The following is a 16,773-nucleotide window of genomic DNA, read 5'->3' as shown; positions in this document are numbered from 1 at the left end:
ACGCGATACCTGTAGGAGCGAGGCTTGCCCGCGAATGGTCTCAAGTCAAACACCGTTGCTGCGGTTTACTCATCACTCAGCCTGGCGCAATCGCTTATAAAGAGTATTGCGGCTAACCCCGAGCCTGCGGGCCAAGTGCGAAATATTCCCCCCAGCCGCCTGCAACAACCGGTTCAAATCCTCAGCATCATTCATATCCACCGCCAGCGGCTCCGGCGAATCCACCGGCTCCAACTCCAGATCGACAAAAAAATCATCCGGCAAATGCTCCGGCCGCACCGGTTGTTCCTCGGCCATGGCCAGCGCCACCTGCATCACGCTGCTGACCTGCCTTAAATTCCCCGGCCACGGATGCCGGCCGAACAACTCCATCACCTCACGGCTCAACCCAGCCCACTGCGACGGCTCGCGATGCTGTTCCCACAAGCGCTTGAACAGTGCCTGTTTGTCACTGCGCTCCCGCAGCGGCGGCAATTCCAGGGTCAAACCGCCGATGCGGTAATAAAGGTCTTCGCGAAACCGCCCCAACTGCACCTGCTCACGCAACGAGCGGTTGGTCGCCGAGATGATGCGGATGTCCACCGGGAACAACTCGCTACTGCCCACCGGCTGCACGCAACGTTCCTGCAACACCCTCAACAACCGAGCCTGAGTCGGCAACGGCATGTCACCGATTTCATCGAGGAACAGGGTGCCTTTGTCGGCCTTGCGGATCAGTCCGATACTGCCTTTCTGATTGGCGCCGGTGAACGCGCCTTTCTCGTAGCCAAACAGCTCGGACTCCACCAGTTCGGCGGGGATCGCTGCACAGTTGACGGCGATGAATGGCTGTTTGCTCCGGGAGCTCGCCTGATGCAAGGCTTTGACGAAGACTTCCTTGCCGACCCCGGTTTCACCGTGGATCAACAGCGGAATGTCTTTTTCCAGCAACCGCTCGGCCTGGCGCACGGCTTTTTCCACGCGACTGTCGCCGAAATGCAGGGTATTGAGGCTGATCGCAGCGGGCGCGGCAACAGCCGGTTCCGCGAAGACTCTAGCTTGAATCGGCACCTGTTTCGGCCGTTTCAACAGGCATTGAAAACGGTTGCGCCCGGAGGCTTGCAGGGCGAAGGGCAAGCCATCGGGCTGGTTCAGCAGTTCCAGCAACGACACCTTGAACAGGCTCTCGACACTGACCCGCGACAGGCTGATGCCCAGCAGATTGTCGGCCCGGCGGTTAGCCGACAGCACCTGGCCGGTTTCATCGAAGATCAGCAAGCCGGCCCATTGGCTGTCGAGGTTGTTCAGGCCGGTGTTGAACGTCAGTTGAAAATGCTGCCCGTGAAAGAGGTTGAGGATCAGCCGGTTTTCCACGGTCTGGCTCATCATCTTGACCATGCCGAGGGTATGGGACGGCGGTAGGTAGCTGTCGCTGGAGACGTCCAGCACCGCGATCACCTTGCGCTCGGCATCGAAAATCGGTGCGGCGGAACCGGTCATGAAGCGGTTGGCCTTGAGGAAATGTTCATCGTGCTCGATGTGCACCGCTTGCTCGCAAGCCAGCGCGGTGCCGATCGCATTGGTGCCGCTGCAACGCTCCACCCAGCTGGCGCCGGCGCTGAAACCGCGGGTCAGGCTCGGCTCGATGAAGCGTTGGGTGCCCCAGGACGTCAGCACCTGGCCCTGATTGTCGGCGAGCATGATCAGGCAGTTGGAATTGCTCAGGATGTTTTCGTAATACGGCAGGACTTCCTGATGGGTGGTTTGCACCAGTGAATGCTGGCTCTCCAGCAACTGGGCGATGCCATCGGCAGGCAACTGATCGAACGCCGGTGCGCTTTGATGATCGAGACCGAACGCACGGCAACGGGACCAAGAGTCCTGGATGATGGTGTCGTGGGAGAGCGGCGAGGCGGGTACGGCCATGGCAGTCGATCTCTGAGCATTTATTATTTTTATGGTTTTGCACATCACGTGAATCTCTCACGTGATGGTTCTGGCACACCACGACTTTGTAGGAGCCGGCTTGCTGGCGATGGCGTCATCGTAATCGCCATCGCCAGCAAGCCGGCTCCTACAGGGACCGTGAACAGTCCGTAGAGTGTTGTTCACTATTGTTCATTGTCAACGGCTGGATTGTTCAATTGTTCAGTCGTGGTTGTTCATTTCTGTTCAGCAACGAACGTGGTTTTGCCATCGCTTCAAATATTTTCAAAGCAGATCAACAGCTTGCAATTTCTGGCATGAAACTCGCTCTACAGCCTGGGTCGCTTGACTCCAAAAATAAAAAAGGCCGAGCCATGTCATTAACCCTGGAGCACGTCAGCCGCACCGTCGAGGGCCAGACCTGGATCGACGATGCGTGCCTTAGTTTTGAACCCGGATCGTTCAACGTTTTGCTCGGGCGCACGCTGTCCGGCAAAACCAGTCTCATGCGCTTGATGGCGGGCCTGGACAAGCCCGACAGCGGCCGCATCCTGATGAACGGTGTCGACGTCACGCAGCGCCCGGTGCGTTTGCGCAACGTGTCGATGGTCTATCAGCAGTTCATCAATTACCCGACCATGACGGTGTTCGAGAACATCGCCTCGCCGTTGCGCCAAGGTGGCGTCTCCAACGAGCTGATCCAGAGCAAAGTACTTGAAACCGCCAAGATGCTGCGCATCGAGAAATTCCTCCAGCGCTATCCACTGGAGCTCTCCGGCGGCCAGCAACAGCGCACCGCGATGGCCCGCGCGTTGGTCAAGGATGCCGAGTTGATCCTGTTCGACGAGCCGCTGGTAAACCTCGACTACAAGTTGCGCGAAGAACTGCGCCAGGAAATGCGCGAGCTGTTCAAGGCCCGACACACCATCGCCATTTACGCCACCACCGAACCCAACGAAGCGCTGGCCCTGGGCGGCACCACCACCATTCTTCACGAAGGCCGGGTGATCCAGAGCGGCAAATCCTCCGAGGTCTATCACCAACCGCAAACGGTACTGGCGGCGGAGCTGTTTTCCGAGCCGCCGATCAACCTGATGCCGGGTCGTATTGCCGGCAACGAAGTGAGCTTCGCCAATTTCGTGCACTTTCCGTTGAACGTGGATTTGCGCCCGGTCGGCGAGGGTGAGTTCCGCTTCGGCGTGCGCCCGAGCCATATCTCACTGGTGCCGAGCAATGACGATGACCTCGAACTCGCGGTGACCGTCGAGGTGGCCGAGATCAGCGGTTCGGAAACCTTCCTGCACGTGCGCAACGAGCATTTCCTGCTGGTGCTGCACTTGCCCGGCGTCCACGAATACGACGTCGATGCGCCAATCCGCATCTATATCCCGACTCATAAACTGTTTGTGTTCGATGCGCAGGGGCGGCTGGTCCAGGCGCCCGGACGCCGCATCGCGAGGGTTGCCTGATGGCCGAAATCCGATTGCAGCACCTCGCGCACAGCTACACCAGCACGCCCACCGGTCCCGAGGATTATGCGATCCGCGAGATGGACCACGTCTGGGAGCAGGGCGGTGCTTACGCCTTGCTCGGGCCTTCGGGCTGCGGCAAGTCGACGTTGCTCAACATCATTTCCGGGTTGCTCAGCCCATCTCAAGGTCAGGTCCTGTTCGACAGCAAAGTGGTCAACGACCTGACCCCGGAGAAGCGCAACATCGCCCAGGTTTTCCAGTTTCCGGTGGTCTACGACACCATGACGGTGTTCGACAACCTGGCCTTCCCCCTGCGCAATCAGGGCATGGCCGAGGCGAAAATTCACAGCAAGGTGCAGGAAATTGCCGAAGTCCTCGACCTCCAGGCGCTGCTGAGCAAAAAGGCGCGCAACCTCACCGCCGACGAAAAACAGAAAGTCTCCATGGGCCGTGGACTGGTGCGCGACGACGTCTCGGCGATTCTGTTCGACGAGCCGCTGACGGTGATCGACCCGCACTTGAAGTGGAAGCTGCGGCGCAAGCTCAAGCAGATCCACGAGCAGTTCAACATCACCATGGTCTACGTCACCCACGATCAGCTTGAAGCCTCGACCTTCGCCGACAAGATCGCGGTGATGTATGGCGGCCAGATCGTGCAATTTGGCACCCCGCGCGAATTGTTCGAGCGGCCGAGCCACACTTTTGTCGGCTATTTCATCGGCAGTCCGGGTATGAACCTGATCGAGGTCACGCCGCAACCCGGTGGTGTGGGGTTCGCTTCGACGCATCTGCCGCTGTCAGAGGCGCAACAACAACGCATCGCCGAGTCCGAGTGGAAGACTCTGAAAGTCGGCATCCGTCCGGAGTTCGTGCATGTGTGGGACGAGCCGTTTGATGAGGCGATGCAGGCACAAGTCGTACACGTCGAAGACCTCGGTACCTACAAGATCATGACCCTGAACCTCGACGGTACGCCGCTGAAAGTGCGCCTGACCGAAGACAAACCGGTGCCTGAGGGCACCGCGTACATCAGCTTCCCGGGCCAGTGGTTGATGGTCTATGCCGACGACTACCTGCTGGAGGTATAGCCATGAATAAGGTGCAGAACAACAAGGCCTGGTGGCTGGTGTTGCCGGTGTTTTTGCTGGTGGCGTTCAGTGCGGTGATCCCGATGATGACCGTGGTCAATTACTCGGTGCAGGACATTTTTGATCAGTCCAGCCGCTACTTCGTCGGCGCCGACTGGTACAAGCAAGTGTTGCTTGACCCACGGTTGCACGACTCGCTGTTGCGGCAATTCATCTACTCGGGGTGTGTGCTGCTGATCGAGATTCCGCTGGGCATCGCCATCGCCCTGACCATGCCGACCAAGGGCCGCTGGTCGTCGCTGGTGCTGATCATTCTGGCGATTCCGTTGCTGATCCCGTGGAACGTGGTCGGCACCATCTGGCAGATCTTCGGTCGGGCCGATATCGGTCTGCTCGGGTCGAGCCTCAACGCCATGGGCATCAGCTACAACTATGCGGCGAACACCATGGACGCCTGGGTCACCGTGCTGGTGATGGACGTCTGGCACTGGACGTCGTTGGTGGCGCTGTTGTGTTTCTCCGGGTTGCGAGCGATCCCGGACGTTTACTACCAGGCTGCGCGGATCGATCGAGCATCGTCCTGGGCGGTGTTCCGGCACATCCAGTTACCCAAGCTCAAGAGCGTGCTGCTGATCGCCGTGATGCTGCGGTTCATGGACAGTTTCATGATTTACACCGAACCGTTCGTGCTCACGGGCGGCGGGCCGGGCAATGCCACGACGTTCCTGAGTCAGACCCTGACCCAGATGGCCGTAGGGCAATTCGACCTCGGTCCGGCGGCGGCTTTCTCGCTGGTGTACTTCCTGATCATCCTGTTGGTGTCCTGGCTGTTCTACACCGCCATGACTCACTCTGACGCCAACCGCTGAGGTCCGCCATGAGCAAGAGAAAGCTTATTCCGCTGCTGATCTACATTCTGTTCCTGCTGGTGCCGATCTACTGGCTGCTGAACATGTCCTTCAAGAGCAACACCGAAATCCTCGGCGGTCTGACGCTGTTTCCACAGGATTTCACCTTTGCCAACTACAAGGTGATCTTCACCGATCCGAGTTGGTACAACGGTTACCTCAACTCGCTGTACTACGTGAGCCTGAACACGATCATTTCCTTGAGCGTGGCGTTGCCGGCGGCTTACGCGTTCTCGCGCTACCGCTTTCTCGGTGACAAGCACCTGTTTTTCTGGCTGCTGACCAACCGCATGGCGCCCCCGGCGGTGTTCCTGTTGCCGTTCTTCCAGCTGTATTCCTCGATTGGTCTGTTCGACACGCACATCGCCGTGGCGTTGGCGCATTGCCTGTTCAACGTGCCGTTGGCGGTGTGGATTCTGGAAGGCTTCATGTCCGGCGTTCCGAAAGAAATCGACGAGACCGCCTACATTGACGGCTACAGTTTCCCCAAGTTCTTCGTGAAGATTTTTGTCCCGCTCATCGGCTCCGGGATCGGTGTCACGGCGTTCTTCTGCTTCATGTTTTCCTGGGTCGAACTGCTACTGGCTCGGACGCTGACATCGGTGAACGCCAAACCGATTGCGGCGGTGATGACCCGCACGGTCTCGGCGTCGGGCATCGACTGGGGCGTGCTGGCGGCGGCGGGGGTGTTGACCATTCTGCCGGGTTTGCTGGTGATTTGGTTTGTTCGCAACCATGTGGCCAAGGGCTTTGCCCTGGGCCGGGTCTGAGGAGCTGATGATGGAATGGATGAGTTGGACGGTCCCTACTGCGGCGTTCTTCATTGTCATTGGCCTGATTCTGGCGGGCATGACGACCTGGGAATTACGTTCGCCGAGTGTCCCTCGGCGTGGTTTCTTGCCGATTGCCACCACCCGTGGCGATCGGCTGTTTATCGGTCTTCTCGGCAGCGCCTACCTGCATTTGCTGGTAATCGGCGTCACCGACTGGAGCATCTGGGTTGCGTTCGCGTTGTCCCTGGTGTGGCTGTTGGCTGTGATGCGTTGGGGCTAGTCGAAATCGATCGGCAATGTTGCTCCGAAAACCAAACAGGAGGTCTCTATGTTCGACAAAAACAATAAGCTGCGACATAGCATTTCATTGGCAGCCATGCTGGCACTCAGCGGTCTGAGCGCTTCGGCCTGGGCCGATGCCTATGAAGACGCCGCGAAGAAATGGATTGGCAGCGAGTTCAAGCCGTCCACCCTGACGGCCGATCAACAACTGGAAGAGCTGAAGTGGTTCATCAAGGCGGCCGAGCCGTTTCGCGGGATGAACATCAAGGTGGTCTCGGAAACCATCGCGACCCACGAATATGAATCCAAAGTGCTGGCCAAAGCATTTACCGAGATCACCGGAATCAAGCTGACCCACGATCTGCTGCAGGAAGGCGATGTGGTTGAGAAGCTGCAGACGGTGATGCAGTCGGACAAGAGCATCTATGACGGCTGGGTCAACGATTCCGATTTGATCGGGACGCACTTTCGCTACGGCAAGACCGAATCGATCACCGACCTGATGGCCAACGAAGGCAAGAACTTCACCTCGCCGACCCTCGATATCAAAGACTTCATCGGCATCTCGTTCACCACCGCGCCGGACGGCAAGATCTACCAATTGCCCGACCAGCAGTTCGCCAACCTGTACTGGTTCCGTGCCGACTGGTTCGAACGGCCAGAGCTCAAAGCCAAGTTCAAGGAAAAGTACGGCTACGAATTGGGCGTGCCGGTGAACTGGTCGGCCTATGAAGACATCGCCAAGTTCTTCAGCGAAGACGTCAAGGAGATCGACGGCAAGCGTGTCTACGGACACATGGACTACGGCAAGAAAGACCCGTCCCTCGGCTGGCGCTTCACTGACGCCTGGTTCTCCATGGCCGGTGCCGGCGACAAAGGCATCCCCAACGGTTTGCCGGTGGACGAGTGGGGTATCCGCGTCGAGGACTGCCATCCGGTCGGCTCCAGCGTAACCCGCGGCGGCGACACCAACGGCCCGGCGGCAGTGTTTGCCACCACCAAATACGTCGACTGGATGAAGAAATACGCGCCACCGGAAGCGGCGGGCATGACCTTCTCCGAATCCGGCCCGGTGCCATCCCAGGGCAACATCGCCCAGCAGATCTTCTGGTACACCGCGTTCACCGCCGACATGACCAAGCCGGGCCTGCCGGTGATGAACGCCGACGGCACGCCGAAATGGCGCATGGCGCCATCACCACGCGGACCGTACTGGGAGGAGGGCATGAAGCTGGGTTATCAGGACGTGGGTTCCTGGACGTTCATGAAGTCCACGCCTGAAAAGCAGAAACTGGCAGCCTGGCTCTATGCGCAATTCGTGACGTCGAAAACCGTGTCGCTGAAGAAAACCATCGTCGGCCTGACGCCGATTCGTGAGTCGGACATCAACTCGCAAGCCATGACCGACCTGGCACCGAAACTCGGTGGCCTGGTGGAGTTCTATCGCAGCCCGGCCCGCGTGCAATGGACCCCGACCGGGACCAACGTGCCGGACTATCCACGGTTGGCTCAACTGTGGTGGAGCCACATTGCGGAAGCGGCCAGCGGCGAGAAGACTCCGCAACAGGCGCTGGATGGCCTGGCCAAGGATCAGGACGCGATCATGACTCGTCTGGAACGCTCGAAGGCGCAAGCCACCTGCGCACCGAAAATGAACCCCGAGCGCGATGCTCAGTACTGGTTCGATCAGCCGGGTGCACCGAAGCCGAAACTGGCGAACGAGAAGCCTAAGGGTGAGACCGTGAGCTACAACGAACTGCTGAAATCGTGGGCGGATGCGCGGAAGTAAACAGCTGGATCGAGTGATGCAGAACGGCACCGTAAGGTGCCGTTTTTGTTGGTGCCTGATAGTCCGTCATCGCGAGCAGGCTCACTCCCACAATGAGCTGCGATGTTCACAGCCTGTGTGACCGGCTCAACGCGCCACCCCCTCAACCGCAGGAAATCCCAACCGAAACACCGTCATCGCACCCGGCAAGCTCTTCACCTCGGCCACCCCCTGATGCAGGCTCATGATCGACCGCACAATCGCCAACCCCAGCCCGGTGCTGCCTTGTGAACGCGAGCGGCTTCTGTCGACTCGGTAGAACCGATCAAACAGGTGCGGCAGATGCTGTGCCTCAATCCCCGCGCCAGGGTTGCTGACCAGCAACGAAGCCTGGGTCGCGCCGCGCTCAATCAGCAGCGTCACGGTTTTCCCGACCGGGCAGTGGCGCAGCGCATTGGACAGCAAATTCGAGATCGCCCGTTGAATCATCAACCGGTCACCCATCACCCGCGCACCGCCGACCACGTTCAGCTGGACCTGCTTGTCCTGCGCCGACAGGGAAAACATCTCGGCGACTTTCCAGGCTTCTTCTTCCAGGGCAACCGACTCGAACGGCGCGAGCGCTGACGGGTGACTGGCCTGTGCCAGAAACAGCATGTCCGAGACAATCCGCGCCACGCGCTCCAGCTCTTCAGTGCAGCAAACCAGCACGTCCTTGTACTCATCCACGCTGCGTTCGCGGGACAACGTCACCTGCGCCTTGCCCATCAAATTGCTGATCGGCGTACGCAGCTCATGCGCCAAATCATCAGAGAACTGCGACAGCTGCTGCACACCGGCGTCGAGACGGTGCAGCATGAAGTTGATGCCCTGCGCCAGTTCGCTCAGCTCCTGGGGCATGTTCACCACCGACAGCCGATGATCCAGATCCTGGGTCGAGACCATCGCCGCCACTTTGCGAAATTCGCGCATCGGCGCCAGACCGCGCTGGACAGCGCCCCAGGCAGTCAGTCCGATAAAGATCAGCAACAACGGTAAGGCAATCAGGGTCGAGCGCAGGTAGGCGCTGAGCAAGGCCTCATCGTTGGCGTTGTCCATCGACAACAGCACCGGGACGCGGGTGCCGTCCTTGAGGCTGATCAGCCTGGACGCCGTGAGGAATTTCGCCCCCTCGGCGTCAGTGCTCGTTGCGTAGGCCAACTCGTTGCTGATTGCCCGCACCGCCTTCAATTCAAGTCGCGGATCTGCCATGCCGGTGCCGGATTTGAGCAGTGGTGTGCGCAGGTTGCTGTGGTCGTAAATCGTTAGCGTGAGGTTGTCATGCCCCATGACCTGATCAAGCAAGATGTGCGGTTTCGTGCTGATTTCGCCGGTGTCGGTGTACAGCGACAGGCTGTGTTCAACCTGCTCCATCTTCTTTTCCAGACTGCCCCTGGATAACGCGTTCAGCTCGTGGGTCAGGGCGAAATACGCCAGGATTGCCAGGAACACCACCAGCAGTGCGCCGAGAATACTGACCGTCAGCCCCAGCCGCATCGACAGGCTGGCTGGCTTCATTCCCGCGACTCCAGCACGTAGCCGACACCGCGCAGGGTGTGGATCAACTTGTTGTCGAATGGGTCATCAATCTTCGCCCGCAAACGCCTGATCGACACTTCGACCACGTTGGTGTCGCAGTCGAAGTTCATGTCCCACACCAGCGAAATGATCTGGGTGCGGGTCAGCACTTCGCCCGACTGGCGCATCAACAGATGCAGCAGCGCGAACTCCTTGGTGGTCAGGTCGATACGCTGTTCGCCACGAAACGCACGATGACGGCCAGGGTCGAGTTCCAGGTCGGCGACTTTCAGTACCTGCGGCACCGGGATGTACTCGCTGCGGCGCATCAAAGTGCGCACCCGTGCCAGCAATTCCGGAAACTCGAACGGCTTGAGCAGATAATCGTCGGCGCCCAGATCGAGGCCACGAATCTTGTCCGCCAGACGACCGCGCGCGGTGAGCATCATCACTCGCGTGGTGTGAGTGCGCCGCAGTTGTTCCAGCACGCCCCAGCCGTCCAGTTCCGGCAGATTCACATCCAGAATGATCAGGTCATAAACCTGTTGTTGCGCCAGATGCAATCCATCGGCGCCATTGGCGGCGTGGTCAACGATATAACCACTTTCCGTCAGTCCCTGTTGTAAGTATTCGGCAGCTTTAAGCTCGTCCTCGACGACAAGGATTCGCATGATCAATCACCACTTTCATTGAATGGATATTTAATTAAGGTGGCCGGGAAAGTTGTTATTTTTTTAAGGGCTTCCGGACGGGTTTGAATAACGAACAACTATTTCCCTACAGCGTTTTCTCCGTTTGCAGGCGTGCAAGGTAAAGGCTGTAGTGACTACAGAGTCAACCGATAACTTGCTGTTGAGGCTTTAAAATAGGGGTCTGCGACAGCCTGTCGCAGCGGACGGGAACAAAAGTCCATCTGCCTCATGAGAGCTGAGTTGAAGCAAGTACTGTTCGGCGGATGACGGTGCATCATTTGTTTCTATGTATTGCTACTTAGCTGTTTGCACTTTGCATGCTAGAGCAAAACAACTTGGCGCAACCGTGGATAACGGATTTGTAATGTTTCAGTCACCTTGTCGATAAGTTCAAAACCCTACCGTGACGGCATCGAAGATTCTTGATTAAAGGAAGTACTCCATTGCCCGGTTTAAGAGAGCTGACGGCGCGGTCACGCCTGAAAAAAACGACGAGGGTGGTCATGGTCAGCGGCGGTTTGTTGCTGGCCGGCGCGCCTGTTGCGAATGCATCGACCCTGAGCCTCGATCAGGCCCTGCAAAACGCATTTGCCGGCAACCCGGATCTGGCAGCGGCACAATGGGAAATCGGCATCGCCGAAGGTGACCGCCAGCAGGCCGGTCTGATTCCCAACCCCGAAGTGTCCTGGGAAGCCGAGGACACCCGCCGCGATTCGCGCACCACCACCGTGATGGTCAGCCAGCCGATTGAACTGGGCGGCAAGCGCGGCGCGCGGATCGATGTCGCCAGCCGCGCCCAGGACGCCGCCGGGATCGAGCTGGAGCGCAAGCGCAATGCCTTGCGCGCCGATGTGATTCAGGCGTTCACCAGTGCCCAGACTGCGCAGCAACGCTTGCAGTTGTCTCGTCAGTCGCTGCAACTGGCCGAGCACGGTGTGCGCGTGGCGTCGGGGCGGATCGAGGCGGGCAAGTCGTCGCCGGTCGAAGGCACTAGGGCGCAAGTGCAGCGCTCCGAAGTACGACTGGAACTGAGCCGCGCCGAGCGCGATCAGGCCAACGCCTATCAGCAACTGGCGCAGGTCATGGGCGCACCGTTACCGACTTCGACCACCGTGCAGACGGCCACGCAAAGCATGCCCGCCGTGCCGCCGCCGAACCGCTTGCTGGAGCGCCTGAACGAGACCGCCGAGCTGCGACTGGCCACGTTGCAGATTGATCAACGCGAGGCGTCGTTGGGGCTGGAAAAGGCGCAACGGATTCCCGACCTGACCGTCAGCATTGGCAGTCAGTACAGCGAACTGGAGCGCGAGCGGGTCAACGTGGTCGGGCTGTCGATGCCGATTCCTCTGTTCAACCGCAATCAGGGCAACGTGCTGGCGGCGGCGCGCCGTACCGATCAGGCGCGGGATCTGCGCAACGCCACCGAGCTGCGCTTGCGCACCGAAATCCAGACCGCCCTTGAGCAATGGCAGACCGCCAACGGCGAAGTCCAGGCGTTCAACCAGACCATCCTGCCCGCCGCACAAAGTGCAGTGGACAGCGCCACGCGCGGCTTCGAAATGGGCAAGTTCGGTTTCCTCGACGTGCTCGACGCCCAGCGCACCCTGATCAGCGCCCGCACCCAATACATCCAGGCTGTTGCCGAGGCGACGGACGCGCGGGTGCGCATCGAACGCATTTTCGGCGACCTCGGCGCACTCGCCGTCAGCCCTTGAATTTCACCTTTCAGATCACTGCGCGATGACATGGCGCAGAGGAGTTTCCATGGATAAAAAACTGATCGTTGTCGCAGTGGCGACGTTGGCGCTGGGCCTTGGTATGGGCTCGATGTGGGCGGGCAACGCGTCCATCGATGCCCACGCCGATGAAGCGGCGGAGCATGCGGACCACGCCGAAGAAGGCGCTGCAGCCGACGGCGAACATGCCGAAGGCGAAGAGGGGCATCTGACGTTGAGTGCCGAGCAGATCGCGGCGGCGGGCATTCAACTGGCCGAAGCGCGGGCGCAAAGCATCAGCCTCGGTTTGTCGTTCCCCGGCGAAGTGCGCTTCGATGAAGACCGCACCGCCCACGTCGTACCGCGGGTGCCAGGGGTGGTCGAGTCGGTGTCGGTCAATCTCGGGCAGTGGGTGAAGAAGGGCCAGTTGCTGGCGGTGATCGCCAGTCAGCAGATCTCCGATCAGCGCAGCGAACAGGCTGCGGCGCAACGGCGCCTGGCCTTGGCGCGCACCACCTACGAACGCGAGAAGCAGTTGTGGCAGGACAAGATTTCCGCCGAGCAGGATGTGTTGCAGGCGCGCCAGGCGCTGGAAGAGGCCGAAATCGCCGTGAGCAACGCCCGGCAAAAAATCAGCGTGCTCAGTGGCAGCGTGGTTGCCACCGGCGGCAATCGTTATGAATTGCGCGCGCCGTTCGACGGCATGGTGGTGGAAAAGCACCTGACCCCAGGGGAGGTAGTCGACGAAACCACGGCGGCGTTTACGCTCTCGGACTTGTCGCGAGTGTGGGTGACCTTCGGCGTTTCGCCCAAGGATCTGAACAAGGTGCAAGTCGGCAAAGCAGTCACCGTCAGCGCCCCGGAACTCAATGCGCAAGTCGCCGGCACGGTGGCTTACGTCGGCAGTTTACTCGGCGAACAAACCCGCACCGCCACCGTGCGCGTCACCTTGGAAAACCCTCAAGGTTCGTGGCGTCCAGGATTGTTCGTCACCGCACGGGTCGCCACCGACAGCCGTCAGGCCAAAGTGGCGGTGCCGGAAGCTGCGATCCAGACCGTCGAGGATAAACCCACGGTGTTCATGCGCACCGACGACGGCTTCGAGGCGCGGGCCGTGGAGCTGGGCAGTCGTGCATCGGGCCTGGTGGAAGTCACGCAGGGGCTGGAGGCCGGTGCGCAAGTCGCTGCGGCCGGCAGCTTCGTTCTCAAATCGGAACTGGGCAAGGGCTCGGCCGAGCACTCTCATTGAAGAAGCTCGTTGAAGACTCCCAATAAAGACGCCCATCGATTCGCCCCCTCGACGAGAAGGTTCTCATGTTTGAACGCCTGATCCAGTTTGCCATTGAGCAGCGCATCATCGTGCTGCTCGCCGTTCTGCTCATGGCCGGCCTAGGGATCGCCAGTTATCAAAAACTGCCGATCGACGCCGTGCCCGACATCACCAACGTCCAGGTGCAAATCAACACCGGCGCCGCCGGGTTCTCGCCGCTGGAAACCGAACAACGCATCACCTTCCCGATTGAAACCGCCATGGCCGGTCTGCCGGCGCTGGAGCAGACCCGTTCGCTGTCGCGTTCGGGGCTGTCGCAGGTCACGGTGATTTTCAAGGACGGCACCGACCTGTTCTTCGCCCGGCAATTGGTCAACGAGCGGTTACAGATCGCCAAGGAGCAATTGCCCGAGGGTACCGAAGCGGTGATGGGGCCGATTTCCACCGGCCTCGGCGAGATTTTCCTGTGGACCGTGGAAGCCAAGGACGGCGCGCTCAAGGACGACGGTAGCGCCTACACGCCGACGGATTTGCGGGTGATTCAGGACTGGATCATCAAGCCGCAACTGCGCAACGTCCCTGGTGTGGCCGAGATCAACACCATCGGCGGCTTTGCCAAGGAATACCAGATCGCCCCCGATCCGAAACGGTTGGCAGCCTACAAGTTGACCCTCACTGACCTGATCACGGCGCTGGAGCGCAACAACGCCAACGTCGGCGCGGGGTACATCGAGCGCAGCGGCGAGCAGTTGCTGATTCGCGCGCCGGGGCAAGTGGCGAACACCGAGGACATCGCCAACATCGTCATGGCCAACGTCGATGGCACGCCGATCCGGGTGAAGAACGTCGCCACCGTGGACATCGGCCGCGAACTGCGCAGCGGCGCGGCCACGGAAAACGGCCGTGAAGTGGTGCTCGGCACCGTCTTCATGCTGATCGGCGAAAACAGCCGCACGGTGTCACAGGCCGTCGCCAGCAAGCTGGAACAGATCAACCGTTCGCTGCCCAAGGGCGTGATCGCGGTGCCGGTGTACGACCGCACGCACCTGGTGGACAAAGCCATTGCCACGGTGAAAAAGAACCTGATCGAAGGCGCGATTCTGGTGATCGCGATTCTGTTCCTGTTCCTCGGCAACATCCGCGCGGCATTGATTACCGCGATGGTGATTCCGCTGTCGATGCTGTTCACCTTCACCGGCATGTACAGCAACAAGGTCAGCGCCAACCTGATGAGCCTGGGCGCACTCGACTTCGGCATTATCGTCGACGGCGCGGTGGTGATTGTCGAAAACACCCTGCGCCGCCTGGCCCATGCGCAGCAGCATCACGGGCGCTTGCTGACCCGTTCCGAGCGTTTCCATGAAGTGTTTGCGGCGGCCAAAGAGGCTCGGCGACCGCTGATTTTCGGCCAGTTGATCATCATGGTCGTGTACCTGCCGATCTTTGCCCTGAGCGGCGTCGAAGGAAAAATGTTCCACCCGATGGCGTTCACTGTGGTGATTGCGTTGCTCGGCGCCATGCTGCTGTCGGTGACCTTTGTTCCTGCCGCGATTGCGTTGTTCGTCACCGGCAAGGTCAAGGAAGAAGAGGGCATGCTGATGCGCGGTGCGCGCCGGGTGTATGCGCCGGCGCTGGCGTGGGTGATGAGCCATCGGGCAGTGGCGGTGGGAGCGGCGTTGGGCGTGATTGTGCTCAGCGGCGTGCTGACCAGCCGCATGGGCAGCGAGTTCGTGCCGAGTCTCAGCGAGGGCGATTTTGCCCTGCAAGCCTTGCGCGTGCCGGGCACCAGCCTCACGCAATCGGTGGACATGCAGCAGCGCCTGGAAACCCTGATCCTCGGCAAAGTGCCGGAAGTCGAGCGCGTATTCGCCCGCACCGGCACCGCGGAAATCGCCTCCGACCCGATGCCGCCGAACATCTCCGACAGCTACGTGATGCTCAAGCCAAAAGAGCAATGGCCGGACCCGGGCAAGTCCCGGGAAACCCTGATGGCGGAACTGCAACAGGCCGCCGCGACGTTGCCGGGTAGCAACTACGAACTGTCGCAGCCGATTCAGTTGCGCTTCAACGAACTGATCTCCGGCGTGCGCAGCGACGTCGCGGTCAAGGTGTTCGGCGATGACATGGACGTGCTCAACGCCACAGCGGCGAAGATTGCTGCCGCCATGCAGAAGGTCAATGGCGCTTCTGAGGTCAAAGTCGAACAAACCACCGGCCTGCCGGTGCTGACCATCAACATCGACCGCGACAAGGCGGCCCGTTACGGGCTCAACGTCGGCGATGTGCAGGACACCATTGCCGTCGCGGTGGGTGGGCGTCAGGCCGGCACGTTGTATGAGGGCGACCGGCGTTTCGACATGGTAGTGCGGTTGTCCGATGCCATGCGCAAGGACATCGAAGGTCTGTCGGAGCTGTTGATTCCTGTACCGGCACCGCTCAATGGCGCGGCTGATCAGATTGGTTTTATTGCCTTGAAAGAAGTCGCCAGCCTTGATCTGGTGCTGGGGCCGAATCAGGTTAGCCGCGAAAACGGCAAGCGCCTGGTGATCGTCAGCGCCAACGTGCGCGGGCGAGATATCGGTTCGTTCGTCGAAGAAGCGGGCGAGGTGATCGAGCGAGAGGTGCAGGTGCCTGCGGGTTACTGGACCCATTGGGGCGGGCAGTTCGAACAACTGCAATCGGCGGCCAAGCGCCTGCAGATCGTGGTGCCGGTGGCGTTGCTTCTGGTGTTTGGGTTGCTGTTCATGATGTTCAACAACCTCAAGGACGGCTTGCTGGTGTTCACCGGGATTCCGTTTGCGTTGACCGGCGGCGTCATGGCGTTGTGGCTGCGGGATATTCCGCTGTCGATCTCGGCAGGCGTGGGCTTCATCGCGTTGTCGGGGGTAGCGGTGCTCAACGGGCTGGTGATGATCGCGTTCATCCGCAACCTGCGGGAGGAGGGGCGTTCACTGTCTGATGCGATCAACGTAGGCGCGCTGACACGTCTGCGCCCGGTGTTGATGACGGCGCTGGTGGCGTCTCTGGGCTTTATTCCGATGGCGCTGGCGACCGGTACTGGTGCGGAAGTGCAGCGACCGTTGGCGACGGTGGTGATCGGCGGGATCCTGTCCTCGACCATCCTGACGCTGCTGATCTTGCCGGCGCTGTACCAGCTCGCCCATCGCCGCGATGAGGACACGATCCCCGCCTAACGGTGAACACAAACCCTGTGGCGAGGGAGCTTGCTCCCGCTGGACTGCGCAGCAGGCCCCGCTTTTCAGATGAAGAGCGGGGGCCGCTTCGCGCCCCAGCGGGAGCAAGCTCCCTCGCCACAGTTCTTTCTCAGGACGGACCTGCCTAC

12 protein-coding genes are annotated in these 16,773 nt (G+C 60.2%); 9 read left to right on the top strand and 3 right to left on the bottom strand.

Annotated features, from left to right (window positions below; genetic code table 11):
* Positions 1 to 72: 72 nt before the first annotated feature.
* Positions 73 to 1,905 (bottom strand): sigma-54-dependent Fis family transcriptional regulator, encoded by a 1,833-nt coding sequence (locus ACA068_RS18955; RefSeq protein WP_497303923.1) that lies wholly within the window; start codon positions 1,903 to 1,905, stop codon positions 73 to 75.
* Positions 1,906 to 2,279: 374 nt separating this feature from the next.
* Between ACA068_RS18955 and ACA068_RS18950 the strand changes: the two genes are divergently transcribed.
* Genes ACA068_RS18950 through ACA068_RS18925 form a run of 6 tightly spaced genes read left to right on the top strand, consistent with a single transcriptional unit; the run spans position 2,280 to position 8,217 of the window.
* The gene (locus tag ACA068_RS18950; RefSeq protein WP_497294767.1) at positions 2,280 to 3,374 is read left to right on the top strand and encodes an ABC transporter ATP-binding protein; all 1,095 of its coding nucleotides are present in this window, start codon (positions 2,280 to 2,282) and stop codon (positions 3,372 to 3,374) included.
* A complete protein-coding gene (locus ACA068_RS18945) occupies positions 3,374 to 4,465 on the top strand; it encodes an ABC transporter ATP-binding protein (RefSeq protein ID WP_497303922.1) in 1,092 nt (363 codons plus the stop codon). Before ACA068_RS18950 ends, ACA068_RS18945 begins: the two co-directional genes overlap by 1 nt.
* Before the next feature lie 2 nt (positions 4,466 to 4,467).
* Entirely contained in the window at positions 4,468 to 5,334 is an 867-nt protein-coding gene (locus ACA068_RS18940) for a carbohydrate ABC transporter permease (protein ID WP_497303920.1), read from the top strand.
* An 8-nt stretch (positions 5,335 to 5,342) separates the two neighbouring features.
* The gene (locus ACA068_RS18935) at positions 5,343 to 6,143 is read left to right on the top strand and encodes a carbohydrate ABC transporter permease (protein WP_497303918.1); all 801 of its coding nucleotides are present in this window, start codon (positions 5,343 to 5,345) and stop codon (positions 6,141 to 6,143) included.
* Between the two features lie 10 nt (positions 6,144 to 6,153).
* Positions 6,154 to 6,426 (top strand): DUF2160 domain-containing protein, encoded by a 273-nt coding sequence (locus ACA068_RS18930; RefSeq protein WP_497299300.1) that lies wholly within the window; start codon positions 6,154 to 6,156, stop codon positions 6,424 to 6,426.
* A 48-nt stretch (positions 6,427 to 6,474) separates the two neighbouring features.
* Positions 6,475 to 8,217 carry an ABC transporter substrate-binding protein gene (locus tag ACA068_RS18925; RefSeq protein ID WP_497303917.1) on the top strand — a complete coding sequence of 581 codons (1,743 nt, stop codon included), beginning with the start codon at positions 6,475 to 6,477 and terminating at the stop codon, positions 8,215 to 8,217.
* Between the two features lie 126 nt (positions 8,218 to 8,343).
* Here ACA068_RS18925 and ACA068_RS18920 read toward each other — a convergent pair whose 3' ends face one another.
* On the bottom strand, positions 8,344 to 9,753 hold the full coding sequence (locus ACA068_RS18920) for a heavy metal sensor histidine kinase (RefSeq protein ID WP_497303915.1): 1,410 nt from the start codon (positions 9,751 to 9,753) through the stop codon (positions 8,344 to 8,346).
* On the bottom strand, positions 9,750 to 10,424 hold the full coding sequence (locus ACA068_RS18915) for a heavy metal response regulator transcription factor (RefSeq protein WP_497303914.1): 675 nt from the start codon (positions 10,422 to 10,424) through the stop codon (positions 9,750 to 9,752). Before ACA068_RS18915 ends, ACA068_RS18920 begins: the two co-directional genes overlap by 4 nt.
* Before the next feature lie 464 nt (positions 10,425 to 10,888).
* On the opposite strand from ACA068_RS18915, the gene ACA068_RS18910 reads away from it, so the two are divergent.
* The 3 genes from ACA068_RS18910 to ACA068_RS18900 all read left to right on the top strand — a co-directional run bounded on the left by ACA068_RS18910 (position 10,889) and on the right by ACA068_RS18900 (position 16,624).
* Positions 10,889 to 12,160 carry a TolC family protein gene (locus ACA068_RS18910; protein ID WP_497303912.1) on the top strand — a complete coding sequence of 424 codons (1,272 nt, stop codon included), beginning with the start codon at positions 10,889 to 10,891 and terminating at the stop codon, positions 12,158 to 12,160.
* Between the two features lie 49 nt (positions 12,161 to 12,209).
* Positions 12,210 to 13,409, top strand: coding sequence for an efflux RND transporter periplasmic adaptor subunit (locus ACA068_RS18905; RefSeq protein WP_497303910.1), 1,200 nt, complete (start codon positions 12,210 to 12,212; stop codon positions 13,407 to 13,409).
* A 65-nt stretch (positions 13,410 to 13,474) separates the two neighbouring features.
* The gene (locus tag ACA068_RS18900; RefSeq protein WP_497303908.1) at positions 13,475 to 16,624 is read left to right on the top strand and encodes a CusA/CzcA family heavy metal efflux RND transporter; all 3,150 of its coding nucleotides are present in this window, start codon (positions 13,475 to 13,477) and stop codon (positions 16,622 to 16,624) included.
* Positions 16,625 to 16,773 lie beyond the last annotated feature (149 nt).

It is taken from the genome of Pseudomonas sp. LBUM1660 (assembly GCF_059695935.1).
The sequence above is the reverse complement of the archived record's forward strand: the minus strand, read 5'-3'. Positions and strand labels throughout refer to the sequence as shown.